This window comes from Massilia sp. Masssp93, assembly GCF_059491295.1.
Map to the genome: position 1 here is coordinate 5,251,953 of NZ_CP168502.1, position 25,396 is coordinate 5,277,348.

The window sequence follows — 25,396 nt, forward strand, 5'->3', positions numbered from 1 at the left end:
GGGCTCAGGCGGCGACGCGGAAGCGCGACACCGAATTCTTCAGTTCCTGCGCGAGTTCCGCCAGCTGCCGGATCGACTGCGCCGTCTGCTGCGTGCCGCCCTGTGCCTGCTCGGTGATCGCGAGGATGTGCTGCATATTATGCGCCACACCGTTCGCGGACGTCGCCTGCAGGCCCGCCGCGACCGCCATTCCCTGGATCAGCTCCGCCAGCCGGTTCGACACGCGCGAGATGTCGGCCAGCGCCGCGCCGGCCGCGTCGGTCACGCGCGCGCCCTCGACGACGCCCTGCGTCGACTTTTCCATCGCCGCCACGGCGTCGTGCGTATCGGTCTGGATGGTGCGCACCAGCGCGCCGATCTGCTTGGCCGCTTCGGCCGACCGTTCCGCCAGCCGCTGCACCTCTTCCGCCACGACCGAGAAGCCGCGTCCTGCCTCGCCGGCGGATGCGGCCTGGATCGCGGCGTTCAGCGCCAGCACGTTGGTCTGTTCCGTGATGTCGGAAATGAGCTCGGTGATCTCGCCGATCTCCTGCGACGATTCGCCCAGGCGCTTGATGCGCTTGGAGGTTTCCTGGATCTGCTCGCGGATCTCGCCCATGCCGCGGATGGCGTTCTGCACCGCGGTCGCGCCCTGCTCCGCTGCCGCCACCGACTGGCGCGCCACCTCGGCCGATTCCTTCGCGGAGCTGGACACGTCGGTGATCTCGCCCGCCATGCGCAGCATCGTGGACGACGTGTCCTGGATTTCGCGCGCCTGCTGGCCCGCCGCGACGAGCAGCCGGCTCGACACCAGTTGCGCGTCGTTCGAGGCCTGCGTCACCTTTTCCGCCGTGGCGATCACGCGCACGACGAGGCCGCGCAATTCCTCGACCGTGTAGTTGACCGAGTCGGCGATGGCGCCCGTGATGTCTTCCGACACGGTGGCGTACACGGTCAGGTCGCCGTCCGCCACTTCCTGCAATTCGTTCATCAGGCGCAGGATCGCGGCCTGGTTCTGGTCGTTGGTCGCCTTGGCTTCCTCTTCCTTGGCCTGGGCCAGCAGGCGCATCGCGTCCGCTTCCTGGCGGCGCGCGTCGGCGCCGCGGGTGCGGTTGCGCGAATCCTGCAGCATCACGCGCGAGATGCTGCCCGCCGTGACGAGGGTGAAGATCGACGCCGCCACGAGCAGCCAGAACCAGCCGCCCGCGCTGCCTTCGCCCATGCGGTACGACGCCTGCAGGTCGGTCAGCTGGCGGCGCAGCGCCTCGTTGTCGCGGTAGATGGCCTGCTCGGCGGCCTTGGCGGCCGTCATGTCGGACAGTTTGTCGAGGAAGGTCGAGATCAGTTTCTGGCAGATGTCGAATTTCGATTGCACTTCTTCCAGCTTGCTCCGCAGGTCCGGGTCGCGCAACGGCGCCAGGCCCAGCGCGGCGCTGCCGTTCAGGAGGCCGTCGACGGTGGCGCGGAAGGTCGTCGTGTCGCGGCCCATCTGGAACGCGGTCTCGGGGCGGATGCCGCCCGACGTCAGGAATTCGCTGGCGCTGCGCGACAGGCGCTGCGTCAGCATCATCATGCGGCCCAGCGCGGCCAGTTCGCGCGCGCTACCGCCGCGCGCCGTGCGCTCGGTGAGGACGGATTCCGTCAGCGCCAGCATGTCCGGCGCCAGGATGTCGAGCTGCTTGAGGTTCTTGTCGAAGGCGACGAGCTCCGGCTTCATCTTGAGGATGCTGGTTGCCGCCGCGTCGGACACGTGCCACTTCTTGCGCACCGTGGCCAGCTGCGATGCCAGGTCGCCCGTCGATGCGGGGATCGGATTGCCGTTGAAATCGCCGCCGCGGGCCAGCAGGTCGAGGTCGTGCGACAGGGCGATGCGGCTGTCCTGCAGCTGCGTGAACGCGTCCGGCACGCCCTGCATCGCGTTCGGCGCGGCCTTGCCCACGCGCTGCGAGTGCATCAGCGCTTCGCTGGCGATCTGGGTCTGGCTGCTGGCGATCGCGCCGCTGCCGGCATTGCGCCACAGCGCCAGCAGGGTGAGGAGGATGCCGATGGCGATGGCGACGAGCAGGATGCGCAACTGGCGCGGCAGCGACAGGTGGCCGATCAGCGGCAGGCTGAGGTCATCGTCGTCCGCCGCGGCGGCGGCATCGGCCGCGCCGCGCGGCTTGCGCCGGACGGGCAGGCCCAGGCGCAGCGCCGCGTCGTCCGCGGAACCCGTCGCCGCGGTGCCGCCGGCGGGGCCCGCCGGAATCGCAGGCGGGACCGCCGGCAGCGTGCCGACGCCGAACTGCGTGTCCGGCGACGCCAGCACGGTGCCGGTTTCCTCCGTGCGCGCCTGCGCGTCGCCGCCCCCGTTCTTGGGGAAGAAATTCATCGACAGTTTGGATGCGAATCCCATTCCAGCTCCAGTGCAAAACCTGTTGTGATTGTTTAGCGTGCGACCTGCAGGAAGCGTTCCTCGCGCGCGAGGGCGGCCAGCGACAGCGGCGTCCATTCCTGTCCTTCGGCATCGCGCAGGCCGCCGTCGGCGGGCGCCATGTCGGCCGCATGGCGCAGGCCCACCACGCGCCCGACCAGCAGGGCGCACGGGAATCCGAGGCTCGGCGCGAACGTCACGAGGCGCGCGCCGGCGCCCGGCAGCGCGTTCGGCGCGCCATCCGGCTCGAGGTAGCGCGCCAGGTCGACGACGCCCAGCAGGCTGCCGCGGACGTTCGCGAGGCCGAGATACCACGGCTGCGTGAGCGGCACGGCGGCCAGCGGCGGCAGCGGCACGATCTCGCCGGCTTCGACGAGGTCAAGCAGGTAGCGCACGCCGCCGATCTCCACGCCCAGCTGGTGCGCGCGCGCGCCGCTGCTCGTGCGCGCGGCCTGCATGCGCTCGAGCAGCTGCTCCTGGTACTGGCGCAGGCGGGCGCGCCGTGCCGCGCCTTTCTGTGCGCCGGCGTCGCTGGCGTCCATGTCAGGCGCCGAGCGCGGCGATCGTGGCCAGCAGCCGGACCGGGTCGACCGGCTTGACGAAATAATCCTTCGCGCCCTGGCGCATGCCCCAGATGCGGTCCGTTTCCTGGTTCTTGCTGCTGCAGATGATGACGGGGACGGACGCCAGTTCCGGATCGCGCGCGATCGAGCGCGTCACCTGGAAGCCGTTCGCGCCGGGCATCACGACGTCCATCAGGATCAGCTCCGGACGGTCGGCGCGGATCTTGGCCAGCGCCTCCTCGCCGTTGTCGGCGGTCGTCACGGTGAAGCCGTTGCGCACGAGGATGTCGGTCAGGTAATAGCGTTCGGTCGGCGAATCGTCGACGATCAGGATTTTTTGTATGGCCACGGTGGGCTCCGCATCGTTGGGTTCAGGCGCTGCCGGCGCCTTGCGCATGGTCGCGCACGGCCGCCAGCAGGCTGTCTTTGGAAAAAGGTTTGGTCAGGTAGGCGCTCGAGCCCACCATCGCGCCGCGCGCGCGGTCGAACAGGCCGTCCTTGGACGACAGCATGACGACCGGCGTGGCATGGAATTTCGCGCTCTTCTTGATCAGCGCGCAGGTCTGGTAGCCGTCGAGGCGCGGCATCAGGATGTCGCAGAACACCAGCGCGGGCTGGTGGTCGTTGATCTTGGCCAGCGCGTCGAAGCCGTCCTCGGCCAGCACCACCCGGTAGCCGGCCTGTGTCAGGAAAATCTCGGCGGACCGACGGATCGTGTTGCTGTCGTCGATCACCATGATCGTCAAGCCTGTCGGTTGCGTCGTCATATTCGTTTCACTTCAGCATGAACCCGCAAGATAGCATAGGGTCTGGGCCTTGTGCATGAAGTGTTGCAATGCGTCAACTCACCGACACGCGCTTCATTGAATGGATGACATGAAAGATTGGCGAGACGTCACCGCTAGTTAATCAAAGAGCAAACGAATCGGGCCGGATCGCGCTCAGATCGCGGTCATCTCGAAATCGTCCTTGCGCGCGCCGCATTCCGGGCACGTCCAGTTCATGGGCACGTCGGCCCAGCGGGTGCCCGGTGCAATGCCGTCGTCGGGGGCGCCGGCGGCTTCGTCGTAGACCCAGCCGCAGATCAGGCACATCCAGGTCTGATACACCTGTGTTTCAGTACTCACGTTCGATTCCTCTTTTCAGTTCAGTGTTAGCCTATCGGTCCCCATCAGATAAAATGGGGGGCGAGGTATCTTAATCTAACACGCTGTGCAAAACCAACAGTCTCCACTCATCCTCACGTTCGGCCCCTCCGATCCTGTCGGGGCGCTGGGCATCCAGTCCGACGTGACCGTCTTCGCCATGCATGGCTGCCACGCCCTGTCGGTCGTGACCGGCCTGCTCGTGGCCGATTCCGCGCGCGTCGACGACATCCAGCCCACCGACCATTCATTCGTCGTCGAACAGGCGCGCATGCTCCTCGAGGACATGCCGGTGTCCGCCATCAAGATCGGGACGATGGCCAGCCTGGAACAGATCGCCGCGATCGCGGAGATCGTGTCCGACTACGCCGACGTGCCGCTCGTGCTCGATCCGTTCACGTCCTCGCTGCCCGATTGCGGCACGCGCGACGACGACATGATGACGCTCATCCATCAACTGCTCGTGCCGCAGGCCAGCGTGCTCATGCTGTCGCAACCGGAACTGGCGCGCTTCGCCGACTGCTGGCGCGACCCGGCCAGCCTGGCCACCGTCGCCGAGGACGCGGCGGACCTGACCGGCATCGGCTGCGGCCACGTGCTCGTGACGGGCACCGGCGGCGGCGACGGCACCCGCTGCAACGAGCTGTACGACCCGGACGGCCTGGCCATCGCCCTGCCCTGGGCGCAACTGCTGCCCGGCCCGTTCGTCGGCGCCGGCAACACGCTGTCGGCCGCGCTGGCGGCACGCATGGCGCGCGGCGCCGGCGCCCAGGAGGCCCTGGCGGGCGCCCAGGACTACGTCACCGGCGCCCTCGTCAACGCCTGCCGCTTCGGCATGGGCCGGCTGATTCCGAACAAGATCTTCCGCGCCCCCGGCGCGGCCTGCTAACTCCAAGAACACTATGACCGCAACCCCGAACACCACCTCCCGGAACGACATCCTGTTCGCCCGCGCCCAGCAGACCACGCCGGGCGGCGTGAACTCGCCCGTGCGCGCCTTCCGCTCCGTCGGCGGCACGCCGCGCTTCATCACCCGCGCCGAAGGGCCGTATTTCTGGGATGCGGACGGCAAGCGCTACATCGACTACATCGGCTCCTGGGGCCCGGCCATCGTCGGCCACACCCATCCGAAGGTCGTGAAAGCCGTGCAGGACGCGGCCGCGCGCGGCCTGTCGTTCGGCGCGCCGACCGAGGGCGAAATCGAGATCGCCGAGGAAATCTGCCGCCTCGTGCCGTCGATCGAGCAGGTGCGCCTCGTCTCGTCCGGCACGGAAGCGACGATGAGCGCGCTGCGCCTGGCGCGCGGCGCCACCGGCCGCGACAAGATCGTCAAGTTCGAAGGCTGCTACCACGGCCACGCCGATTCCCTGCTCGTCAAGGCCGGCTCGGGCCTGCTCACGTTCGGCAACCCGACGTCGGCCGGCGTGCCGGAAGACTTCGTCAAGCACACGCTCGTCCTCGACTACAACAACATCCCGCAGCTGGAAGACGCGTTCCAGTCGATGGGCGACACCATCGCCTGCGTGATCGTGGAAGCGGTGGCCGGCAACATGAACCTGATCCGCGCGACGCCGGAATTCCTGCACCGCATGCGCGAACTGTGCACCGAATACGGCACGGTCCTGATCTTCGACGAGGTGATGTCGGGCTTCCGCGTCGGCCTCGGGGGCGCGCAGGGACTGTACGGCATCACGCCGGACCTGACGGCGCTGGGCAAGGTCATCGGCGGCGGCATGCCGGTCGCTGCCTTCGGCGGCCGCGCCGACCTGATGCAGAAGATGGCGCCGATCGGCCCCGTCTACCAGGCCGGCACGCTGTCCGGCAACCCGGTCGCCGTCGCGGCCGGCATGACGACCTTGCAACTGATCCAGGAACCGGGCTTCTACGAACATCTCACTGCGCAGACGGCGAAGCTGGTCGACGGCCTGTCCGCCGCCGCGCGGGAAGCGGGCATCGCGTTCTGCGCGGATGCCGTCGGCGGCATGTTCGGCATGTATTTCGCGGACGCGATCCCGTCCACCTACGGCCAGATGATGGCCGGCGACAAGGAGCGCTTCAACCGTTTCTTCCACGGCATGCTGGACGAGGGCGTGTACTTCGCCCCGGCCATGTTCGAGGCCGGCTTCGTGTCGGCGGCGCACGACGACGCCGTGATCGCGGCAACCGTCGACGCGGCCCGCCGCGTGTTTGCCCGCATCGCGTAGGGTGGGCACCCCGTGCCCACGCGTGACGTTGGCGTCAAGTTGGCGTCAGGCTGGCGTCAAGTCGGCGTTACGCTCAATGTAGCGCACCCGGCGTTGCCGCCACGACGCACACGTCCGCGTGGGCACAGTGTGCCCACCCTACATCCGGCGCGGCCCTTCCGGCCGCGCGCCCGTTTTCATCGCGCCAGGCCCACATGCCGTTCAAGCTTTTCCGCCGCCTCACCGACAACGCCACCCTGAAATCGCTCGGCCCCGGCCTGATCACCGGCGCCGCGGACGACGACCCGTCCGGCATCGCCACCTATTCGCAGGCCGGCGCCCAATTCGGCTTCAACACGCTGTGGACGCTCGTGCTGACCTACCCGTTCATGGTCGGTATCCAGCTCGTGTCGGCGCGCATCGGCCGCGTGACGGGACGCGGGCTGGCGGCCAACATCCGGCGCGCGTATTCGCCCTGGCTGCTGTATGTGATCGTCGCCCTGCTGCTCGTCGCCAACGTGATCAACATCGCGGCCGACATCGCCGCGATGGGCGAGGCGCTGCGCCTCGTGACCGGCGCGGCGTCCGGCCAGCCGTACGCCCTCGGCTTCGGCGTGCTGTGCCTCGTGCTGCAGGTATTCATGCCGTACGCCACTTACGTGCGCTATCTGAAATGGCTGACGCTGGGCCTGCTGGCCTATGTCGCGACGGCGTTCGCCGTGCACATGCCCTGGACGGAAGTGTTCGCGCGCACCGTCTGGCCGCATTTCACGTTCACGAAGGATTCCGTCGCGCTCATCGTCGCCGTGTTCGGCACGACGATCAGTCCCTACCTGTTCTTCTGGCAAGCGTCGCAGGAAGTCGAGGAAATCCGCAACGACCACCACACGCGCGCCCTGCGCACGCGCCCGCGCGACGCCGCCGCCCAGCTCCGGCGCATCAAGGCCGACACGCTGATCGGCATGGGCTTTTCCAACATCGTCGCCTTCTTCATCATGCTGACGACGGCCGTCACGCTCGGCGCGCACGGCATCACGGACATCGAGTCCTCGAGCCAGGCGGCCGAGGCGCTGCGTCCGGTGGCGGGCGAATTCGCGTTCTTCGCATTTGCGCTGGGCATCATCGGCACGGGCATGCTCGCCGTGCCCGTACTGGCCGGCTCGGCCGCCTACGCCGTCACCGAGAGCTTCCGCTGGCGCAACGGCATGGATCTGAAAGTCGTGGAGGCGCGCGAGTTCTACGGCCTCATCGCCCTCGCGACCCTGGGCGGCGTGCTGCTCGACTTTGCCCCGATCCACCCGATCGAGGCGCTCGTGCTGTCCGCGCAGATCAACGGCGTCATCGCCGTGCCGATCATGGCCGTCATGATGCTGCTTGCGCATAACCGCAAGATCATGGGCAGCTACACCCTGTCGACGCGCCACACCGTCATCGGCTGGGCCGGCGTGGCGATCATGCTGGTGGCGGTGGTCGCGATGTTCGCGACGCTGTGATCCCCCACGCGTGGGGCTGCACCTGCGCGGCCCCGCGGCATACGATGCGCTCCTCAATGCACACACCGTTCAGGAGCCGCATCATGCAAACCACGACCGTTTCTTCCGTCCCGCAACCGCAGTTCTCGCGCGCCGGCATCATCTGGCTCAAGCTGGCCGTCGTCTACCTCATCGTCGGCATTTCGCTCGGCATCGCGATGGGCGCCAGCCAGAATTTCACGCTGCGTCCCGTCCACGCCCACATCAACCTGCTGGGCTGGACGACGATGGCGCTGGCCGGCCTGATCTACAGCGTGTTTCCCAAGGCGGGCGAAAGCCGCCTGGCACGGCTGCATTTCTGGCTGCTGAACCTGGCGCTGCCCGTCATGATGGGCGCGCTCTCCATGCTGCTGTTCGGCCACGTCGGCATCGCCCCGCTGCTCGCGGTCTCGGAAATCATCGCCGCGCTGGCCATCGTCGCGTTCGCGGCGAACCTGTTCCTGAACCTGAAGCAGTGAGGCTGCCCTCTGCGGTTATACTTGCCCGGATAATAAAACCGGAAGAGGCACGACGCATGGCTGTTCATCCCGCTCGATTTTCCTGTGCCGCGCTGGCCGCGGCGGGTCTGTTCGCCGTTGCCTTGCCTTCGACCGGGGCGCCGGACCGCGCCGCAACGACCACCCCGCCAGGAACCAGCATGGAAAAGAAAACCGTCCCGCTCGACACCATCACGCGCCAGGAGCAGGCGCTGCAATTCACGTCCTTCGACAACGACGCGGCGCTCGCGATCGGCAATAAAATCGTCGAGATGGCCAAGGCGGACAAGGTCGCCGTCACGATCGACGTCAGCGTCAACCGCAATCCGCTGTTCTTCCACGCGATGGCGGGCACGAGCCCGAACAACGCCGACTGGATCCGCCGCAAGAGCAACCTCGTGAACCGCACGGGCCACGCTTCGTTCTGGGTGCACACGCAAGCCGTCGAGCGCGGCCAGGACTTCGACAACCTGCCGACGTTCGACAGCAAGGACTACGCGGCCCACGGCGGCTCGTTCCCGATCGTCGTCAAGGGGACGGGGCAGATCGGCACGATCACCGTGTCCGGCCTTGCGGGCGTGGACGACCACGCGATGGTCGTGCGCGCGCTCAAGTGGTATCTGAAGGCGGACGACGTGCCGCTCTGATTACTTCAACCAGCCGCGGTGGCGGAAGTAGAGGAAAGGCGCGATCGCGCTGACGACCATCAGGCCCAGCGACCAGCCATAGCCGAAGTGCCAGTGCAGCTCCGGCAGGAATTCGAAATTCATGCCGTAGATGCTGGCGATCAGCGTCGGCGGCAGGAAGGCGACCGAGGCCACCGAGAAGATCTTGATGATCTTGTTCTGGTTGATGTTGATGAAGCCGACGGTGGCGTCCATCAGGAAGTTGATCTTGTCGAAAAGGAATGAGGTGTGGCCGTCCAGCGATTCGATGTCGCGCAGGATCTGGCGCGCCTCTTCGAACTGGTCCGTATTCAGCAGGCGGCCGCGCATCAGGAAGCTGACCGCGCGGCGCGTGTCCATCATGTTGCGGCGGATGCGGCCGTTCAAGTCTTCCTCGTGGGCGATCGCATTCAGCGCGGAAGCCGCGTCCTGGTCGGTGAATTCCTTCTGCAGCACGCGCTGGCTGACGTTTTCCAGGCTTTCGTAGATGCCTTCCAGCGCGTCGGCAGAGTACTCGGCGTCGGTCGCGTACAGGTCCAGCAGCACGTCCATGTAATCCTCGATCGAGCCGGGACGCGAGCGCGCGCGCAGGCGCACGAGGCGGAACACGGGCAGGTCGTCGGTATGGACCGAGAACAGGATTTTCTTGGCCAGGATGAACGCGACCGTCACGATGCGCGACGGGCCGTCCTCTTCCTCGCGCAGGAAATCGGTGCGCAGGTGCAGGTCGCCGTTTTCCGCCTCGTAGTAGCGGGCCGAGGCCTCGATGTCCTGGACTTCGTCCTCGCCGGGCAGGATCACGTCATAGGTCGCCTTGACCAGCGCGCGTTCCTCGTCCGTGGGGTCGGTCAGGTCGACCCAGACGGCAGGCGCGTTCTCCAGATCGGCCCGCGACGCGACGGGCACCTGGTTCAGTCGGCCATTTTGTAGGACAAATACGTTGATCATGCGCTGCTTTCTCGGCCGGATTCGGAAACAGCGCAAGTGTACCTGCAAGCCCTGAGGCCGGCCAGCCCAAACACCGGGGTCAGAGCCCGGTTTTAGGAAATAGCCGTTGAGAACATCGAATTGAGGCCGGGCCAACGCCGCCGCGCCTCACGAGCTTGCACTTGGCCTCACGAGCTTGCACTTGGTATCTTGCCAAAAATCGGGCTCTGACCCCGGTTCGTGCGCGGTTCAGGGGAGCTCGGCGGCGTTCATGCGGCGCTGGATGACGGCGGTGCGGCGCGCCAGGTAGTTGGTGTCGCGGTGGCGGTCGTAGAAGCGCGGGTTCGGCAGCATCACGGCCAGGCGCGCGCCCTGGGCCGGGTTCAGGTTCGCGGCCGACGTGTGGAAGTAGTGGCGCGCCGCGGCTTCGGCGCCGAACACGCCGCGTCCGAATTCGACCACGTTCAGGTAGATTTCCAGGATGCGTTCCTTGTCCATCACCGCTTCCAGCATGTAGGCGATGACGAGTTCCTGGCCCTTGCGCAGGTAGTTGCGCGAGCCGGACAGGAACAGGTTCTTGGCCAGCTGCTGGGTGATCGTCGAGCCGCCGCCCACGACCTTGTGCTTCTTGTTGTTGCGCTCGTACGCCCGTTCCAGCGCGTCCCAGTCGACGCCGTCGTGGTCGATGAAATTGGCGTCCTCGGAGGCGATCACGGCACGTTTGAGGTTGTTCGAGATGCGCGCGTAAGGCACCCACACCCGTTCCAGCTTCGCGTTCGGGTTCTGCTCGCGCAGCGCCGCCAGCTGCTGGCGCATCATGCTCGTGGACGACGGGTTGAACTGCGTCCACCAGCACACCATCGCAAAGAAATACAGCTGCAGCAGGACGATGAGCAGCAGCGGACCGAGGATGATCCATTTCAGCCAGCGCCGGCCGCCGGCCTTCGTGCGCACGAGCGCGGCCGCCTTGAGCGTGCCGATGCCGCTCATAGCCGCTCGCGCATGCGGGCCAGCACAGCCTTCGTCGACGGCCGAACGTTGCGCCAGATCCTGAAAGCTTCGGCGGCTTGTTCGACCAACATACCGAGGCCGTCGCGCGGAATAGCGCCATGCTTCGAGGCAAACGCCATGAACGGGCTCGGCGTCTTCCCATACATCATGTCCAGCGCCAGCGTTCCGGGCTGGAAGGCCCTCGCCGGCACCGGCGGCATGGTGGCGGACAGGCTCGACGACGTGGCGTTGACGACGACGTCGAACGGCTCCTCGATGTCATCGAACCCACGTGCGCGCAACTGGCCGCGCCGCTCGACCTGGCGCGAAAAATGATCGACGAGCGCATCGGCCGTCGCGCGCGTGCGGTTGGCAATGACGATCGCTTCCGGCTGCTCGCGCAAGAACGGCAGGATCACGCCGCGCGCCGCCCCGCCCGCGCCCAGCAGCAGGATGCGCTTGCCGCCCAGGGGCACGCCGGCGTTCTGCACGATGTCGGCCACGAGGCCCGGACCGTCCGTGTTGTCGCCGACGATCTCGCCGTTGTCGAAGCGCAGCGTGTTGACGGCGCCGGCCAGGCGCGCCCGCTCTTCCAGCCGGGTGGCCAGCGCGGCCGCTTCCAGCTTGAACGGGACCGTCACGTTGGCACCGCGATACCCTTGCGCGACGAGGTCGCGGACCGTATCGGCAAAGCCGTCGAGCGGCGCCAGGCAGCGCCCGTACGAGATGTCGTGGCCGGTCGCGGCCGCGAAGGCGGCGTGGATGTCCGGCGACTTGCTGTGGGCGATCGGGTTGCCGATCACGCAATATTTATCGCTCATTCAATCTCCTGCATTCAGTCTGCCGTCAGCCATCAGCCGCCCCCGCGCAATTCCGCCTGCAGTTTTTCCTCGCGCGTGAATTTGAAGCGGGTGACGACGATCCACAAATCGTCCTTGTCGGTCGAGCGCATATTGGCCGGGAATTTGCCGAACGGCGCCGCCCGGCGCACGATGGACAGCGCGGCCTTGTCCAGCGCCGGGTTGCCGGAACTGCGTTCGATGCGCGGTCCGCCTTCCTTTTCGTAGAGGGTGCCGTCCTGGAAGATCGGGATGTAGACGACCAGTTCGCCGTACAGCTTCTTCCCGTTCTGCTGCGGGAAGTTCAGCGTGCCGACCTCCTCCACGCGCTTCTGCATCGCCTTGTAATACATGGCGTAGCCGACTTCGCGCGTGCTGGGGCTGATGAACGTCTTCTTGGGGCGCTTGTTCTCGTCGGCGATGCGCTGGGTGATCTCGGCCGTCATGCGCGCGATGGCCCGGGTGGAATCGAGGGTGTCGGCGCCCGTGCGGCTGGGGTCCGGTTTGTCCTGTTCGGCCAGGGGCGCGCGGTTGAACTGCGACTGGCGCATCTGCGTCAGGACGCTTTTCTGCTGCAGTTCCAGGTCGGCGATGCGGCGCTGCAGCGCCTTGATGCTGTCGCCGTTCTCGATCTTGCGCAGGTCCGGCAGGGGCGACTGGGCGCGGCCGGCATCGGCATTGCCGCCGCCGTCCAGGTTGGCTTGCGCCAGCGCGTCGGCCTTGACGGGCGCGCGCGCATGCTTGGCGTTGACCAGGATGACCTCCAGGCCCGGATCGGCCGGCCGCAGCCGGAACGCATCCGGCGCGGCGAAGCGGATCGCCAGCAGGGCGGCGTGCGCCAGCACCGAACAGGCGATGGCGATCATCAGGGGACGGTTGTGTCGGAGGGTCTTCACGCGCTGCGGGGTGGGACGGTTGGGATCACGGAACTGCCCATTCTACCGTGCGGGCCAGGCGTGTGCGAGCCTTTAACGTAGGGTGGGCACCCCGTGCCCACCAAACGGCATCATGCCTGCTCGCCCGCCACATCGGTCTGCGTCTCCGGATCGGTGACGGCCACGGCGCCTTCGGCCTCGGCCGCTTCCGCCGCCGCGGCTTCGCCCGTGTCCTCTTCCTCGTCCAGCCCCAGCTCCGCGGCCGCTTCGGGCGCCACGGCGGCCACCTCGAGCAGGCGCGCCTCCAGCGCCAGGTCGACCTCGTCCCAGCGCACGATGTCCAGGCGGACCTGGGCGCCGCGCGCGGCCTGCGGCATGCCCGGCAGGCGGATCACGAGCGGGATCTCGACCAGGCGCAGGACCTCGTCCTTCAAGACGACGGCATCGACCTGCCTGGCGTTTTCCTGCGCCAGCCAGCGCAGGCACCAGTAACGCTCCATGTTCTGCTGGAAGTCGTTGTAGGCCGAGTACGCGGCGTCGAAGGCGGAGACGATCGAGAACAGGGTCGCGTCGCGGTGCTTGAACGGGGCGACGAGCGGCGCCGTCACGCCGTTGCTGGCGCAGGCGAGGATCTGCCACTGGTTCACGAGGTCGGTGTAGCGGCGCAGCGGCGACGTCGACCACGCATACTGATCGACGCCGAGGCCCTGGTGCGGCGCCGCGTGCGTGACCATGCGCACCTGCATCTTGGCGGCCCAGCCGCCGGCGCCCGGCCCCTGCGAGCGGTAGATGCCCGGCACGCCGCAGTCGTGCAGCAGCTTGCCCCACGTGCTGTTGGCGAAGATCATCAGCTCGGCCACGATCTTGTCCAGCGGTGCGCCGCGCTTGCGGCGCACGATCGTCACGACGTCGTCCTCGACATAGAAATTGAAGTCGACGCGGTTGGCCTGCTCCGGCTTCAGGCCGAAATCCTCGCGCTTCTTCATGCGGCCCGCTTCCAGCTGCAGCGCCCATTGCCACAGCAGGCCCAGTTCGGTCTTGTGCGGGTAGTCGCCCTCGCCGCTGTTCAGCGTGTCCTCGTTGACGACGTCATCGAGGTCGTTGTGGCGCAGGTTGTTCTTGATGGGCACGCGCTCGGCGCGCGTCGTCGTCGAGATCACGGACCACGTGGCCGGGTCCAGCACGGCGTACAGCGACAGCGCCGGGCAGTCGGTGCCCTCGGCCAGCGTGTAGGCCTCGACGACCTCGTCCGGCAACATCGTGATCTTGTCGCCCGGCATATACACGGTCGACATGCGTGCGCGGGCGATCTTGTCGATGGCGTCGTCCGGACGGATGCCCAGGCCCGGCGCGGCGATGTGGATGCCGACGCGGACCGTGCCGTCGGCCAGCGTCTCGACGGAGAACGCGTCGTCGATCTCGGTCGTCGTCACGTCGTCGATGGAGAACGCGGCCACGTTCGCGAGCGGCAGGTCGCCGGTCGGCGCCGGCACGGCCACGGGCGGGAAGCCGGCGCCGCGCGGGAAGTGTTCGAACAGGAAGCGCCCCATATGCAGCTCTTTCGCCGACGCGATGCCGCCCGTGGACAGCATCAGGCGCGGCGCCGTCGTCTGCAATTCGTCGGCGGCCGTCTCGAGGGCCTTGTATTCGATGCTGTTCTTGTCCGGCTTGAACAGCAGTTGCTGGACGAGCGGCTGCATCGCCTCCGGCAGCGTGCCGGCCTTGAGTTCCTCGACATACGCGGCCTGGACGATGGCCTGCTGTTTCTTCTTTTCGATGCCGGCCAGTGCGGCGCGCAACGATTGTTCCGGCGCCGCCTTGTAGCGGCCGCGGCCCTTCTTGTAGAAATAGATGGGCGAGCCGTGCAGGGCCAGCACGAGGCCGGCCGCTTCGAACGGCACCGGAGAATGACCGAAGTATTCCGCGCCCAGTTCCGCGAACCCGAACTCTTCCTGGCCCGCGACTTCCCACAGGAATTCCAGGTCGACGTCCGCCGCGACGGCCTTCGCCTGTTCCAGCAGGGTGGCGGGATCGGGCTTGTCGAACTGCAGCAGCACGTCACGCGCCTTGACCTTGGTACGCTTCCCGCTCGGCATTTCGACCTGGTAAGCCTCGCCCGCCTGCGACAGCACGGTGCCGACCTTGAAATCGCCGGATTCTTCGAAAAATAAGTTCATGTTTATTTCGTATTCATATTGGTTGCGGTCGCTACAAGATCCAGCACCGAGGGCAGGAACACCTCGGTGACCAGCAGCAGGCCCTGGCGGCGGCGATATACGCAACGCCGCGCAAAAAAAGTCATGTCCGTCGGACCAACCGAAGTCTCGCGCGCCGGGCCATCGTGGCCGAGCGCGTCACGCACGCGGGCCAGCAGCGGATGGCCAGGACGCAGCCGCGCGAATTCGAGCGCGCCGCGCGTTACCCTCGGATCGTAGAACAGCGTGGTGCCGAGCGAACGCTCGCCCAGCGCCGAAAACAATGGCCAGTCGCTCGCGCTGGCGCTCATCGGCACGACGGTGTGGCCGTACACGACCGGCCGGCCATCGCAGCGCAGCAGCACTTCGCGCTCCCACACGCGCTGGGGCCGCGCCAGGCCGATGGCGCCGGCCTCGTCCGCCAGGCAGACGTTGCCCGCCTGGCGCAGTTTCTGTACGCGAAAATGTTGGCTGTGCGCGATCAGGCGCGCCGTCAGCGAGCCCGGCGTCGTCAGCCAGTCGCGCATGGCGGCCGGCGCGTGCACGCCGTCCGGATGCGCCAGCCAGCGGGCCTGGCGCCGCGATCCCGGCCTCACCTTGCCGGGTCCGATCCGGCGCCGCCTTGCAGATTATCCGTCAGGCAGAACGCCAGCACCTCGTCGACATACTGCTCGAATTCCGACACCGCGTGGTCGCTGCCCTCGATGACGTGCTGGTGCGCACCCGCGTAATGCGCAACCATGTCGCGGTAGTCCAACACCTCGTCGCCGGTCGCGGCCAGCAGGAAATAGCGCTCCGGCCTCGTGATGGTGCCGACCTTCAATGCGGCCAGCTCGTCGATATAGTCCCGCTTGAACTCGAACGGTTCGCCGGTGTGCCATTCGGTCGTGATGCCGACGTGCTTGTCGAGGTCCTTCAACGGGTCGACGGCTGGATTGATCAGCGCGGCGCGGCAGCCGAAGCGTTCGGCCAGCCAGGTGGCGTAAAAGCCGCCCAGCGAGGAACCGATGATCGCCAGCGCATTGTCCCCTTTTGCCGCGTAACGCTCGACCAGCGTGAGCACGAGGTCCATCGCGGCCCTGGGCGACGGCGGCAGTTGCGGGCAGATCAGGTCGCCCGCGCGGCCGGCCGCTTCCATCCGCTGCTGCACGACGCGCGCCTTGAACGAGCGCGGCGACGAACGGAAGCCGTGCAAGTAAAGAAGATGCGGTGTGATGCCGCTCATGCTGCCAGCGCCTCCAGCAGCTTCTGGTGGACGCCGCCGAAGCCGCCATTGCTCATCACCAGGATGTGGTCGCCCGGCTGCGCGGCCTGGACGACCGCCTGCACCAGGTAGTCGAGCTGGTCGAAGCTGTGCGCGTTGGCGCCCAGCGGTTTCAACGCGTCGGCCAGCGACCAGCCCAGCGCCTGCTGGCTGCCGAAGCCGAACACGAGGTCGGCATCCTTGAGGCTGCCCGGCAGCGCATCTTTCATGGCCCCCAGTTTCATCGTGTTCGAACGCGGTTCCAGCACGGCGAGGATGCGGGCGCCGCTTTTATCCCCTGCGCCGATCTTCTGGCGCAGGCCGCCAATAGTCGTCGCGATGGCCGTCGGATGGTGCGCGAAGTCGTCGTACACGGTCACGCCCTTGACCTTGCCGCGGACTTCCATGCGCCGCTTGACGCTCTGGAAGCGCGCCAGCGAATCGATCGCCTGCGCGGGCGGGACGCCGACGTGGCGCGCGGCAGCGATGGCGGCCAGCGCGTTGCTGCGGTTGTGGTGGCCGGTCAGGTCCCAGTGGACAGTGCCCTGGTGCTGTCCGCCGAACAAGACGTCGAAGCTGGAGCCGCCCGGATGCTCGACGAGGCTCCAGTCGACGCCCCCGGAGCTGCCGAAGCTTTCCTTCTCGCTCCAGCAGCCGCGCTTCAGGACGCGCGCCAGCGACGCTTCGTCGCCGTTGACGACGATGCGGCCGACGCCGGGCACCGTGCGCACGAGGTGGTGGAATTGCGTCTCGATGGCGCCGATATCGGGGAAGATGTCGGCGTGATCGTATTCCAGGTTGTTCAGCACGGCCGTCTTCGCGTGGTAGTGCACGAATTTCGAGCGCTTGTCGAAGAAGGCGGTGTCGTACTCGTCCGCCTCGATGACGAAGAAATCCGAATCCGTCTCGCCGGACAGGCGCGCCGACACGCCGAAGTTCAGCGGCACGCCGCCGATCAGGAAGCCCGGCGAATACCCGGCATCTTCCAGTATCCACGCCAGCATCGACGACGTCGTCGTCTTGCCGTGCGTCCCCGCGACGGCGAGCACCCATTTATTACGAAGAATATGGTCGCCGATCCATTGCGGGCCAGACACGTACGGCAAGCCGCGGTTCAGGATTTCCTCGACGAGCGGATTCCCGCGCGTCATCACGTTGCCGACGACGTACAGGTCCGGGTTCAGGTTCACCTGCTCGGGCCCGTAACCCTGGATCAGTTCGATGCCCTGGGCTTCGAGCTGGGTGCTCATCGGAGGATAGACGTTGGCGTCGCACCCGGTGACGCGGTGGCCGGCCTCTTTGGCCAGCACCGCGAGGCCGCCCATGAAGGTGCCGCAGATGCCGAGGATATGGATGTGCATGACGTGCCGAATGAGAGATCGGTTAATGGCGAATACGCGATTCTACCCGACGCGATGCCATTTTCCTTTCAAGAGTATGATCTCGAACATGATGCCCAATTCAAATGACGACCTCCAACAGGTGCGTGCACGCATCGCCGCGACGGCCGCCCGCTTGATCGCCCAGGACGGGGCGGACTACTCCACGGCAAAGACGAAGGCGGCGCGCCAGGTGCTCGGCGTGGATCGGCCTTCGCCGAATTATTTGCCGGATAATATACAGGTCGAGGACGAGGTACGCCGCTACCAGACCCTGTTCCAGGGGCCCGCCCAGGCCGCGCGCGTCAGGCACATGCGCAGCGCCGCCCTCGAAGTGATGGAACAACTGGCTGAGTTCCGCCCCTATCTCACGGGTGCCGTGCTGAACGGGACGGCGGGCGAACATGACGTCATCCACCTGCAATTATTTGCCGACAGCGCCAAGGAAGTCGAAATCTGGCTCCTGAACCGCAACGTCAATATCGAGATCTCGGAAACGCCCCACTTCAAGGGCGGCCGCCACGACCCGGTGGAAACGGTCAGTTTTACGTGGCAAACAGAGATGGTGCACGCCGAGTTATATGAGATGAACGACCTGCGGGGCGCATTGAAGCCCCGCGCCGACGGCCGCCTGCAGCGCGCCGATGCCGCCACCGTGCGCGCCCTGATGACCAACGACTCCCTCGAACAAGATGAATAAAAAACACCTGGCCGGCTATGTGATCCTGGCCACCGCCTTCACCGTGCTGGGCGCCATCGCCGGCGTCAAGCAGGACGCCAAGGGCCCGCTGACGACGACGTATGCGCCGACGGACGGCCGCCCGCACACGGCCGTGACGAATTTGTATGCATCGTCGCTGAACGACCTCGCCGGCAAGCCGCAGCCGCTCGGCCAGTGGAAGGGCAAGCCGCTGCTCGTCAACTTCTGGGCATCGTGGTGCGCGCCATGCGTGTCGGAGATGCCGGAATTGTCCGCACTGGCGGCCAAGGACGGCGGCAAGCATTTCAATGTCATCGGCATCGGCATCGATTCCCCCACGAACCTCGCCGAGTTTGCCCGTAAAATCAAGATTGCCTACCCATTGTACGTAGGCGGCATGGGCGGCACCGACCTCGCGCGCGATCTCGGCAACGCCAACGGCGGACTGCCATTTACCGTGCTGATCGGCGCAGATGGGCAGGTCCGCAAGACTTACCTGGGCCGCCTCAAGTTCGATCAGGTGCGCGCCGACCTCGCCAAGCTGTAGGTCGCGGCCGGCGCCCTGTGAACGGTCGTGCACTTATTTTCCGACTTCTTTTTATCGCTTGCCAATACGTAACGTTGGCGGCAAAATGCCTGTCTTTCGGGCAAACAGACGGTTCAACATGGCGAAAAAGCTACTGCTGCTCAATGGCCCCAACCTGAATTTGCTGGGGACACGTGAGCCTGCGGTGTACGGCGCGGCGACGCTGGCCGACATCGAGCAGGCCGCCACCGCCCAGGCCGAAGCGGCCGGGGCGGAGATCGCCTGCTTCCAGAGCAACCATGAAGGCGCGCTGATCGACCGTATCCACGCTGCCCGTCAGGAAGGCGTCGATGCGATCGTCATCAACCCGGGCGGACTGACCCATACCAGCGTCGCACTGCGCGATGCGCTGGCGGGGGTCGATATTCCGTTCGTTGAAGTGCACATCTCTAATATTTACAAGCGCGAGGAATTCCGGCACCACTCGTTTTTGTCGGCGATCGCGCTCGGCACGATCTGCGGACTGGGAACTGATGGATATCGCTTTGCCATCGACTTCGCGCTGAAACAGCGTTAATCTACGTCAACTTCACGCATTCCGCGCGTAAGTGCGTACCACCCGACGCGCCGTATGCTCTTAAACAAATAATTCCAAGGGGTTTCACATGGATCTAAGAAAACTCAAGACACTGATCGACCTCGTCGCCGAGTCGGATATCGCCGAACTCGAAGTGACCGAAGGTGAAAGCAAGGTCCGCATCGTCAAGTCCTCGGCAATCCCGCAGAATCAGATGGTCATGATGCCGCAGCAGGGCGTCCAGCAATACTCGACGCCGGCCATGCAGGCACCGGCCGCCGCGCCCGCCGCGGCACCGGCCGCACCGGCCGAACCGACCGGCCACGTCGTCAAGTCGCCGATGGTCGGCACCTTCTATCGTTCCTCGGCGCCGGGCGCCCCGGCGTTCGTCGAAGTCGGTTCGACCGTGAAGGAAGGCGAAACCCTGTGCATCATCGAAGCGATGAAGCTCCTGAATGAAATCGATGCCGACGCCTCCGGCACCATCACCAAGATCCTGGTGGAAAACGGTCAGCCCGTCGAATTCGGCCAGCCGCTGTTCGTGATCGGCTGATGTCTCCCGGCGCGGTCGTTCGACCGCGCCCTCCCGGCATGCCGCCGGCACTCAAAGAAACACCGAACTTACCATGTTTGAAAAAATTCTTATCGCCAACCGTGGTGAAATCGCGTTGCGTATCCAGCGCGCCTGCCGCGAAATGGGCATCAAAACGGTCGTCGTGCACTCCGAGGCGGACAAGGACGCCAAGTACGTGAAGCTGGCCGACGAGTCCGTTTGTATCGGCCCGGCGCCGTCGGCGCAGAGCTACCTGAGCATGCCGGCGATCATCAGCGCGGCCGAAGTCACGGACGCCGAGGCGATCCACCCGGGCTACGGCTTCCTGTCCGAGAACGCCGATTTCGCGGAACGCGTCGAAAAATCGGGCTTCGTGTTCATCGGCCCGCGTCCGGAATCGATCCGCATCATGGGTGACAAGGTCGCGGCCAAGCAGGCCATGATCCGCGCCGGCGTGCCCTGCGTGCCCGGTTCGGATGGCGCGCTGCCCGACGATCCCAAAGAGATCATCCAGACCGCGCGCCGCGTCGGCTACCCGGTCATCATCAAGGCTGCTGGCGGCGGCGGCGGTCGCGGCATGCGCGTCGTGCACACGGAAGCCGCGCTGCTGAACGCCGTCGCGATGACCAAGGCCGAGGCCGGCAGCGCGTTCGGCAATCCGGAAGTCTATATGGAGAAATACCTGGAGAATCCGCGCCACGTGGAAATCCAGATTCTCGCCGACGAACACAAGCAAGCCGTCTGGCTGGGCGAGCGCGACTGCTCGATGCAGCGCCGCCACCAGAAGGTGATCGAGGAAGCGCCGGCGCCGGGCATCCCGCGCAAGCTGATCGAGAAGATCGGCGACCGCTGCGCCGAAGCGTGCCGCAAGATCGGCTACCGCGGCGCCGGCACGTTCGAATTCCTGTACGAAAACGGCGAGTTCTACTTCATCGAGATGAACACCCGCGTGCAGGTCGAACACCCGGTCACCGAAATGATCACCGGCATCGACATCGTCCAGGAACAGATCCGCATCGCCTGCGGCGAAAAGCTGCGCTTCCGCCAGCGCGACATCATGCTGTCGGGCCACGCGATCGAGTGCCGCATCAACGCGGAAGACCCGTTCAAGTTCACGCCGTCGCCGGGCCGCATCACGGGCTGGCATCCGCCGGGCGGCCCCGGCATCCGCGTCGATTCGCACGCGTACGCCGGCTACTACGTCCCGCCGAACTACGATTCGATGGTCGGTAAGGTGATTGCCTACGGCGCCACCCGCGACCAGGCGATCCGCCGCATGCAGATCGCGTTGTCGGAAATGGTGGTCGAGGGTATCCTGACCAACATCCCGCTGCATCGCGAACTGATGGTCGACGCCCGCTTCATCGAAGGCGGCACCAACATCCACTACCTGGAGCAGAAGCTGGCCCACAAGCCGGACCTGCCGAAGGATGGCGCGATCGGCGCCAAGTCCGAAGCCGCTGATCCGAAGGCCGAACAATGAGTTGGACCGAAGTCATCATCGAGATCGCACGCGAGCACGCCGAGGGGCTGTCCGATGCCCTGATGGAAGCGGGCGCGCTGTCGGTCTCGGTGGAAGATGCGGACGAAGGCACGGCAGACGAAAAGCCCCTGTTCGGCGAGCCGGGCATGGTGCCCGAGCAGGCCGCCTGGGACCACAGCCGCGTCGTCGCGCTGACGGACGAGGATGCCGACCAGGCCGCGATCGTCCTTGAAGCGGCCACCGCCATCGGCCTGAAAGACGCGCCCACGTTCACGACCCGCAAGGTCGCGGATGCCGACTGGGTGCGCCTCACGCAATCGCAGTTCGAGCCTATCCACATCGGCAAGAACATCTGGGTCGTGCCGAGCTGGCATGAAGCGCCGGACCCGGACGCGCTGATCCTGGAAGTCGACCCCGGCCTCGCGTTCGGCACGGGCAGCCATCCGACCACGCGCCTGTGCATGGAATGGCTGGAAGCGCATCCCGCACCCGGCAAATCGGTGCTGGACTACGGCTGCGGCTCCGGCATCCTGGCGATGGTCGCCAAAAAGCTCGGCGCACAGGACGTCACCGGCGTCGACATCGACGAGCAGGCCATCGAATCGGCCCGGCTGAACGCCGAACGCAACCGCTGCGAGATCGACTTCCACGTGCCGGACGACTTCGTCGCGTCGAAGCACGGCGACGAACGTTTCGACATCGTCGTCGCGAACATCCTGTCGAGCCCATTGAAACTGATGGCGCCGATGCTCTCGGGCCGCGTGGCCGACGGCGGTTCGCTGATCCTGTCGGGCGTGCTCGCGCGCCAGGCCGATGAAGTGGCCGCCGCGTACGCACCTTTCATCAAGCTGGGCGTCTGGGCCGAGTTGGACGGCTGGGTCGCCCTTCACGGGCAGCTCGGCGCGGCGAAAGCACCGGAGCCCCGCGCTGCCATCGGCGACAGCAAATAAGGCATGGCGCTCGCCACCCAGTGCCCGCATTGCCACACCACGTTCCGCGTCGCCGCGGACCAGCTCAAGCTCCGCGGCGGCATCGTCCGCTGCGGTGCCTGCCAGCGCATCTTTGACGGCAACGCCCACCTGATCGACCTGGACAAGCCGGCAGCCCCCGCGGCCGCCGACACCCCGTCCACACCACCGGACGCCGATTACGACGCGCTGCCGGTCTACACCCTCGACTTCGGCCACACCTTCGATCCGCTCGGCATCCTGCCCAAGGGGGAGGCGCCGGACGAGGCGCATCCGCCCGCTCCCGCCGGCGCCGCGCCGCGCGCGCATGTGTGGCGCACGGGCGGCGCGTCCGCGCCCGCACGCGAGGCCGAGGAAGCGCAAGCGGAGACGCCGGCCCCGGAGGACGCGGCGCCGGCAGACGAGATGGCCGCTGCGCACCTGGACGTTGCGGCAGCCGATGCCGCGGCAGCCGATGCTGCGGCAGCCGATGCTGCGGCAACCGATGTCGCGGCGGCTGAGGCCCCGGCAGCGGTCCAGGAGCCCGCCGCGCCACCACCACCCGCCGCCGCGTATGCCCCCGCCGGACGCGTCGAACCGCGCCTGGAACCGGTCTTCCGTGAGGCGCCCGATATGCCCCCCGCCGCCGAACCGCCCGCGGACGCCGCCATGGCGCCGCGCACGGATGCGGATGCGGATGCGGAACCGGTGCCGGCCAGCGCCTACGCGCCCGCCGGCCGCGCCGAACCGAGCTTCGGCCTGCCGGTCGACGAGGAAATCGTCGCCCAGCCGCTGCCTGACTACGAGCCGGAGCCCGAGCCCGAGCCGGAACCGGAACCGGAACCAGCGCCGCAGCCCGAACCGACGCCGGCGCCTGCCGAGGCGCCCGTGCCGACGTCCCCCGCCCCCTCCGCCGACGACATCCCGCCCGCCTTTCTACCCTTGCGCGCGTCGGCCGGGAGCGAACCGTCCACGCCGGCGCCGGCCATGATCCCGCCCGTTCAGCCTGTGCGCAGCAAGGCCGCCCGCGCGTCCGAGGCGCGCGCGCGCCGCTCCAAGCTGACGCCGACGAAGATCGAACCGCCGAAGCTGCGCCTGGCGCCCGACGCCGACGCCGACGAGCCGGAATTCGTCAAGCGCAGCCGCCGCCAGGAACGCATGGGCCGCACGCGGCGCATGCTGATGGCCCTGGGCGCCGTCGTGTTGCTGCTCGCGCTCGCGGCCCAGACGGTGCTGGGTTTCCGCAACGTGCTGGCGGCGCAGCATCCAGCCATGAAGCCGGCCCTGGCGGCCGCCTGCGCCGTGCTGGGGTGCCGCGTCGAATTGCCGGCCCTGGCCGAGAACCTCGTCATCGAGACGGGCGAGCTGACCACGCTGGGGCCGGGCACTTACGCGCTCAATACGCTGTTGCGCAACCAGGGTAACCTCGTGCTGGCGTGGCCCAGCATCGAGCTCGAACTGACCGACGCCAACGACAAGCCGGTGCTGCGCCGGGTCCTGGCGCCCGCCGACTATCTGCCGCACGGTACGCCGGCGGCGAGCGGTTTCGGCCCGCACACGGAGCAGCCGGTGGCGCTGCATTTCACGCTGGCCGGCCTGCAGCCGTCCGGCTATCACACTTTCGTTTTCTATCCTTGAGGCTTCCAATGACCAAGACCTCGCTGATCTGCGGCTCGATCGCCTTCGACAAGATCATGCAATACCACGGCCGTTTCGGCGAAACCCTGCTGGCCGACCAGCTGCACCGCGTGAACGTCTCGTTCCTCGTGCCGACGCTGCGCACGGAATACGGCGGCTGCGCCGTCAACATCGCCTACAACCTCAAACTGCTGGGCGGCGAACCGCTCATCATGGGCACCATCGGCCAGGACGGCGGCGAGTACATCGACCGCATGGAGCAGCAGGGCCTGGCCACCAACGCGATCCGCACCATCGGCCACGCGTACACGGCCCAGTGCTTCGTCACGGCCGACCTGGACAACAACCAGATCAACGCCTTCCACCCGGGCGCGATGCAGTTCTCGCACGAGAACAGCCTGGCCGACTACCTGCCGCTGCGCGTCGCGATCATCGCGCCGGACGGCCGCGACGGCATGATCAAGCATGCGCGCGACTGCGCGGAACGCGGCGTGCCGTTCATCTTCGATCCGGGCCAGCAACTGCCGATGTTCAGCGGCGACGAACTGCTGACCTTCATCGACCAGGCCAGCTACCTGGCCTGCAACGACTACGAATTCGAGATGGTGATGGACCGCACCGGCCTGCCCCTGCAGGACATCGCGGCGCGCCTGGACGCGCTGGTCGTGACCCGCGGCGAGCATGGTTCCGACATCTACGCCGGCGGCCAGCACCACAAGATCCCGGCCGTGCCGGCGGCCAGCGTGGTCGATCCGACGGGTTGCGGCGACGCCTATCGCGCCGGCCTGTTGCACGGCATCGCCAGCGACCTCGACTGGCCGACGACGGGCCGCCTGGCCAGCCTGCTGGGTTCCATCAAGATTGCCCACCAGGGCGGCCAGAATCACAGCTTCACGCAGCAAGAGATCGCGGACCGGTTCGAAGCGGCATTCGGCTACCGCTACTGACGCCCGGGCAAACGAAAAGCGCGCCGTCCCTCGCGGGACCGGCGCGCTTTTTTATTGCGGTTGCCGTCAGATGTAGAACACCTGGCGCAGCAGGTACTGCAGGATCTGGATCAGGATCAACGCGACGAGCACCGTGAGGTCGAGTCCGCCGACGGGCGGAATCACGCGGCGCAGTGGCCGCAGCAGCGGGTCGTTGAGGGCGTGGACGAACGGCGCGAGCGGCGCGTGCGGGTTGATCCAGCTGAAGATCACCTCGATGATCAACAGGCCCATGAAGCCGTACAGGATCCAGTCGAGGAGGCGGAAGAACGCGATCAGCACGACGGCCTGCCCGCTCGTCCCGGCCAGCAGCAGGATCGACGACGCCGCCAGCACGACGAGGAAGGCGCCGAGCAGGCTGGCCCAGTCGTAACCACCCATGCCCGGCACGATGCGGCGCAGCGGACGCACCAGCCAGTCGGACAACGTGAACGTAAATTGCGCGACGGAAGCCGGTGGACGCACGCGGGTCACCTGCATCCAGAAACGCAGCAACAACACCCCTCCCAGCACACCGGCCACGGTATCGACGATCAATTTAAGAATGGGCAGCACGACGACTCCTTGAAAAAAAAACCGCTG

27 protein-coding genes are annotated in these 25,396 nt (G+C 66.8%); 13 read left to right on the top strand and 14 right to left on the bottom strand.

The features are described 5' to 3' along the window. Positions 1-4 precede the first annotated feature (4 nt). From ACEN9Q_RS21715 to ACEN9Q_RS21735, 5 genes are all read right to left on the bottom strand, one after another. Complete coding sequence (locus tag ACEN9Q_RS21715; RefSeq protein WP_495626002.1) at positions 5-2,374, bottom strand: methyl-accepting chemotaxis protein; 2,370 nt, start codon at positions 2,372-2,374, stop codon at positions 5-7. 32 nt (positions 2,375-2,406) lie between these two features. Further along, entirely contained in the window at positions 2,407-2,934 is a 528-nt protein-coding gene (locus tag ACEN9Q_RS21720; RefSeq protein WP_056441402.1) for a chemotaxis protein CheW, read from the bottom strand. A gap of 1 nt (position 2,935) precedes the next feature. Then, positions 2,936-3,304, bottom strand: coding sequence for a response regulator transcription factor (locus tag ACEN9Q_RS21725; RefSeq protein WP_056441563.1), 369 nt, complete (start codon positions 3,302-3,304; stop codon positions 2,936-2,938). A gap of 22 nt (positions 3,305-3,326) precedes the next feature. Further along, on the bottom strand, positions 3,327-3,722 hold the full coding sequence (locus ACEN9Q_RS21730; RefSeq protein WP_495626003.1) for a response regulator: 396 nt from the start codon (positions 3,720-3,722) through the stop codon (positions 3,327-3,329). 174 nt (positions 3,723-3,896) lie between these two features. Further along, a complete protein-coding gene (locus tag ACEN9Q_RS21735; RefSeq protein WP_029755924.1) occupies positions 3,897-4,049 on the bottom strand; it encodes a rubredoxin in 153 nt (50 codons plus the stop codon). Between the two features lie 118 nt (positions 4,050-4,167). Between ACEN9Q_RS21735 and thiD the strand changes: the two genes are divergently transcribed. From thiD to ACEN9Q_RS21760, 5 genes are all read left to right on the top strand, one after another. After that, positions 4,168-4,989 carry a bifunctional hydroxymethylpyrimidine kinase/phosphomethylpyrimidine kinase gene (thiD, locus tag ACEN9Q_RS21740; RefSeq protein WP_495626004.1) on the top strand — a complete coding sequence of 274 codons (822 nt, stop codon included), beginning with the start codon at positions 4,168-4,170 and terminating at the stop codon, positions 4,987-4,989. A gap of 13 nt (positions 4,990-5,002) precedes the next feature. Then, complete coding sequence (gene hemL / locus ACEN9Q_RS21745) at positions 5,003-6,304, top strand: glutamate-1-semialdehyde 2,1-aminomutase (protein ID WP_495626005.1); 1,302 nt, start codon at positions 5,003-5,005, stop codon at positions 6,302-6,304. Between the two features lie 194 nt (positions 6,305-6,498). Next, positions 6,499-7,776 (top strand): NRAMP family divalent metal transporter, encoded by a 1,278-nt coding sequence (locus tag ACEN9Q_RS21750; protein ID WP_056441414.1) that lies wholly within the window; start codon positions 6,499-6,501, stop codon positions 7,774-7,776. 83 nt (positions 7,777-7,859) lie between these two features. After that, the gene (locus ACEN9Q_RS21755) at positions 7,860-8,273 is read left to right on the top strand and encodes a hypothetical protein (RefSeq protein ID WP_495626006.1); all 414 of its coding nucleotides are present in this window, start codon (positions 7,860-7,862) and stop codon (positions 8,271-8,273) included. 179 nt (positions 8,274-8,452) lie between these two features. Continuing rightward, the gene (locus tag ACEN9Q_RS21760; protein WP_495626007.1) at positions 8,453-8,938 is read left to right on the top strand and encodes a heme-degrading domain-containing protein; all 486 of its coding nucleotides are present in this window, start codon (positions 8,453-8,455) and stop codon (positions 8,936-8,938) included. Here the strand turns inward: ACEN9Q_RS21760 and corA are convergent, their stop codons facing one another. The 8 genes from corA to mpl all read right to left on the bottom strand — a co-directional run bounded on the left by corA (position 8,939) and on the right by mpl (position 17,386). After that, positions 8,939-9,904, bottom strand: coding sequence for a magnesium/cobalt transporter CorA (gene corA / locus ACEN9Q_RS21765; RefSeq protein ID WP_056441423.1), 966 nt, complete (start codon positions 9,902-9,904; stop codon positions 8,939-8,941). Between the two features lie 228 nt (positions 9,905-10,132). Further along, positions 10,133-10,873 carry a monofunctional biosynthetic peptidoglycan transglycosylase gene (gene mtgA, locus ACEN9Q_RS21770; RefSeq protein WP_495626008.1) on the bottom strand — a complete coding sequence of 247 codons (741 nt, stop codon included), beginning with the start codon at positions 10,871-10,873 and terminating at the stop codon, positions 10,133-10,135. After that, positions 10,870-11,694 carry a shikimate dehydrogenase gene (aroE, locus tag ACEN9Q_RS21775; RefSeq protein ID WP_056441429.1) on the bottom strand — a complete coding sequence of 275 codons (825 nt, stop codon included), beginning with the start codon at positions 11,692-11,694 and terminating at the stop codon, positions 10,870-10,872. Before aroE ends, mtgA begins: the two co-directional genes overlap by 4 nt. A 32-nt stretch (positions 11,695-11,726) precedes the next feature. Beyond that, positions 11,727-12,578, bottom strand: coding sequence for a TonB family protein (locus ACEN9Q_RS21780; protein ID WP_495628981.1), 852 nt, complete (start codon positions 12,576-12,578; stop codon positions 11,727-11,729). Positions 12,579-12,718: 140 nt separating this feature from the next. Beyond that, entirely contained in the window at positions 12,719-14,764 is a 2,046-nt protein-coding gene (locus tag ACEN9Q_RS21785) for a ribonuclease catalytic domain-containing protein (RefSeq protein ID WP_495626009.1), read from the bottom strand. A 2-nt stretch (positions 14,765-14,766) separates the two neighbouring features. Then, positions 14,767-15,378, bottom strand: a complete 612-nt coding sequence (locus ACEN9Q_RS21790) for a chorismate--pyruvate lyase family protein (RefSeq protein WP_056441437.1) — start codon at positions 15,376-15,378, stop codon at positions 14,767-14,769. Then, positions 15,375-16,007 (bottom strand): YqiA/YcfP family alpha/beta fold hydrolase, encoded by a 633-nt coding sequence (locus ACEN9Q_RS21795; protein ID WP_495626010.1) that lies wholly within the window; start codon positions 16,005-16,007, stop codon positions 15,375-15,377. The genes ACEN9Q_RS21790 and ACEN9Q_RS21795 overlap by 4 nt, the downstream gene beginning before the upstream one ends. Continuing rightward, positions 16,004-17,386: a UDP-N-acetylmuramate:L-alanyl-gamma-D-glutamyl-meso-diaminopimelate ligase gene (gene mpl, locus ACEN9Q_RS21800; RefSeq protein WP_082547953.1), complete on the bottom strand. Its 1,383-nt coding sequence runs from the start codon at positions 17,384-17,386 to the stop codon at positions 16,004-16,006. The genes ACEN9Q_RS21795 and mpl overlap by 4 nt, the downstream gene beginning before the upstream one ends. Before the next feature lie 88 nt (positions 17,387-17,474). On the opposite strand from mpl, the gene ACEN9Q_RS21805 reads away from it, so the two are divergent. The 8 genes from ACEN9Q_RS21805 to ACEN9Q_RS21840 all read left to right on the top strand — a co-directional run bounded on the left by ACEN9Q_RS21805 (position 17,475) and on the right by ACEN9Q_RS21840 (position 24,775). After that, positions 17,475-18,104 carry a hypothetical protein gene (locus tag ACEN9Q_RS21805; protein WP_495626011.1) on the top strand — a complete coding sequence of 210 codons (630 nt, stop codon included), beginning with the start codon at positions 17,475-17,477 and terminating at the stop codon, positions 18,102-18,104. Then, complete coding sequence (locus ACEN9Q_RS21810; protein ID WP_056441445.1) at positions 18,097-18,651, top strand: TlpA family protein disulfide reductase; 555 nt, start codon at positions 18,097-18,099, stop codon at positions 18,649-18,651. The genes ACEN9Q_RS21805 and ACEN9Q_RS21810 overlap by 8 nt, the downstream gene beginning before the upstream one ends. Before the next feature lie 118 nt (positions 18,652-18,769). Next, complete coding sequence (aroQ, locus tag ACEN9Q_RS21815) at positions 18,770-19,207, top strand: type II 3-dehydroquinate dehydratase (RefSeq protein ID WP_056441448.1); 438 nt, start codon at positions 18,770-18,772, stop codon at positions 19,205-19,207. Positions 19,208-19,295: 88 nt separating this feature from the next. Beyond that, entirely contained in the window at positions 19,296-19,760 is a 465-nt protein-coding gene (gene accB, locus ACEN9Q_RS21820; protein WP_056441451.1) for an acetyl-CoA carboxylase biotin carboxyl carrier protein, read from the top strand. A 73-nt stretch (positions 19,761-19,833) separates the two neighbouring features. Then, positions 19,834-21,243: an acetyl-CoA carboxylase biotin carboxylase subunit gene (accC, locus tag ACEN9Q_RS21825; RefSeq protein WP_056441453.1), complete on the top strand. Its 1,410-nt coding sequence runs from the start codon at positions 19,834-19,836 to the stop codon at positions 21,241-21,243. Then, complete coding sequence (gene prmA / locus ACEN9Q_RS21830; protein WP_495626012.1) at positions 21,240-22,193, top strand: 50S ribosomal protein L11 methyltransferase; 954 nt, start codon at positions 21,240-21,242, stop codon at positions 22,191-22,193. Before accC ends, prmA begins: the two co-directional genes overlap by 4 nt. A 3-nt stretch (positions 22,194-22,196) precedes the next feature. After that, positions 22,197-23,828 (top strand): DUF3426 domain-containing protein, encoded by a 1,632-nt coding sequence (locus tag ACEN9Q_RS21835; protein ID WP_495626013.1) that lies wholly within the window; start codon positions 22,197-22,199, stop codon positions 23,826-23,828. An 8-nt stretch (positions 23,829-23,836) separates the two neighbouring features. Next, positions 23,837-24,775, top strand: a complete 939-nt coding sequence (locus tag ACEN9Q_RS21840; protein ID WP_495626014.1) for a carbohydrate kinase family protein — start codon at positions 23,837-23,839, stop codon at positions 24,773-24,775. Between the two features lie 66 nt (positions 24,776-24,841). Here the strand turns inward: ACEN9Q_RS21840 and ACEN9Q_RS21845 are convergent, their stop codons facing one another. After that, the gene (locus ACEN9Q_RS21845; protein WP_229412691.1) at positions 24,842-25,369 is read right to left on the bottom strand and encodes a YggT family protein; all 528 of its coding nucleotides are present in this window, start codon (positions 25,367-25,369) and stop codon (positions 24,842-24,844) included. Positions 25,370-25,396: the final 27 nt, after the last annotated feature.

Coding starts and splice junctions, on each gene's coding strand:
- aroE (WP_056441429.1), bottom strand. CDS start 11,694: ATGAGCGATAAATATTGCGTGATCGGCAACCCGATCGCCCACAGCAAG.
- ACEN9Q_RS21720 (WP_056441402.1), bottom strand. CDS start 2,934: ATGGACGCCAGCGACGCCGGCGCACAGAAAGGCGCGGCACGGCGCGCC.
- ACEN9Q_RS21835 (WP_495626013.1), top strand. CDS start 22,197: ATGGCGCTCGCCACCCAGTGCCCGCATTGCCACACCACGTTCCGCGTC.
- prmA (WP_495626012.1), top strand. CDS start 21,240: ATGAGTTGGACCGAAGTCATCATCGAGATCGCACGCGAGCACGCCGAG.
- ACEN9Q_RS21730 (WP_495626003.1), bottom strand. CDS start 3,722: ATGACGACGCAACCGACAGGCTTGACGATCATGGTGATCGACGACAGC.
- ACEN9Q_RS21715 (WP_495626002.1), bottom strand. CDS start 2,374: ATGGGATTCGCATCCAAACTGTCGATGAATTTCTTCCCCAAGAACGGG.
- ACEN9Q_RS21805 (WP_495626011.1), top strand. CDS start 17,475: ATGATGCCCAATTCAAATGACGACCTCCAACAGGTGCGTGCACGCATC.
- ACEN9Q_RS21760 (WP_495626007.1), top strand. CDS start 8,453: ATGGAAAAGAAAACCGTCCCGCTCGACACCATCACGCGCCAGGAGCAG.
- corA (WP_056441423.1), bottom strand. CDS start 9,904: ATGATCAACGTATTTGTCCTACAAAATGGCCGACTGAACCAGGTGCCC.
- ACEN9Q_RS21795 (WP_495626010.1), bottom strand. CDS start 16,007: ATGAGCGGCATCACACCGCATCTTCTTTACTTGCACGGCTTCCGTTCG.
- aroQ (WP_056441448.1), top strand. CDS start 18,770: ATGGCGAAAAAGCTACTGCTGCTCAATGGCCCCAACCTGAATTTGCTG.
- hemL (WP_495626005.1), top strand. CDS start 5,003: ATGACCGCAACCCCGAACACCACCTCCCGGAACGACATCCTGTTCGCC.
- ACEN9Q_RS21785 (WP_495626009.1), bottom strand. CDS start 14,764: ATGAACTTATTTTTCGAAGAATCCGGCGATTTCAAGGTCGGCACCGTG.
- ACEN9Q_RS21810 (WP_056441445.1), top strand. CDS start 18,097: ATGAATAAAAAACACCTGGCCGGCTATGTGATCCTGGCCACCGCCTTC.
- mtgA (WP_495626008.1), bottom strand. CDS start 10,873: ATGAGCGGCATCGGCACGCTCAAGGCGGCCGCGCTCGTGCGCACGAAG.
- accB (WP_056441451.1), top strand. CDS start 19,296: ATGGATCTAAGAAAACTCAAGACACTGATCGACCTCGTCGCCGAGTCG.
- mpl (WP_082547953.1), bottom strand. CDS start 17,386: ATGCACATCCATATCCTCGGCATCTGCGGCACCTTCATGGGCGGCCTC.
- ACEN9Q_RS21840 (WP_495626014.1), top strand. CDS start 23,837: ATGACCAAGACCTCGCTGATCTGCGGCTCGATCGCCTTCGACAAGATC.
- ACEN9Q_RS21735 (WP_029755924.1), bottom strand. CDS start 4,049: ATGTGCCTGATCTGCGGCTGGGTCTACGACGAAGCCGCCGGCGCCCCC.
- ACEN9Q_RS21755 (WP_495626006.1), top strand. CDS start 7,860: ATGCAAACCACGACCGTTTCTTCCGTCCCGCAACCGCAGTTCTCGCGC.
- accC (WP_056441453.1), top strand. CDS start 19,834: ATGTTTGAAAAAATTCTTATCGCCAACCGTGGTGAAATCGCGTTGCGT.
- ACEN9Q_RS21780 (WP_495628981.1), bottom strand. CDS start 12,578: ATGATCGCCATCGCCTGTTCGGTGCTGGCGCACGCCGCCCTGCTGGCG.
- ACEN9Q_RS21750 (WP_056441414.1), top strand. CDS start 6,499: ATGCCGTTCAAGCTTTTCCGCCGCCTCACCGACAACGCCACCCTGAAA.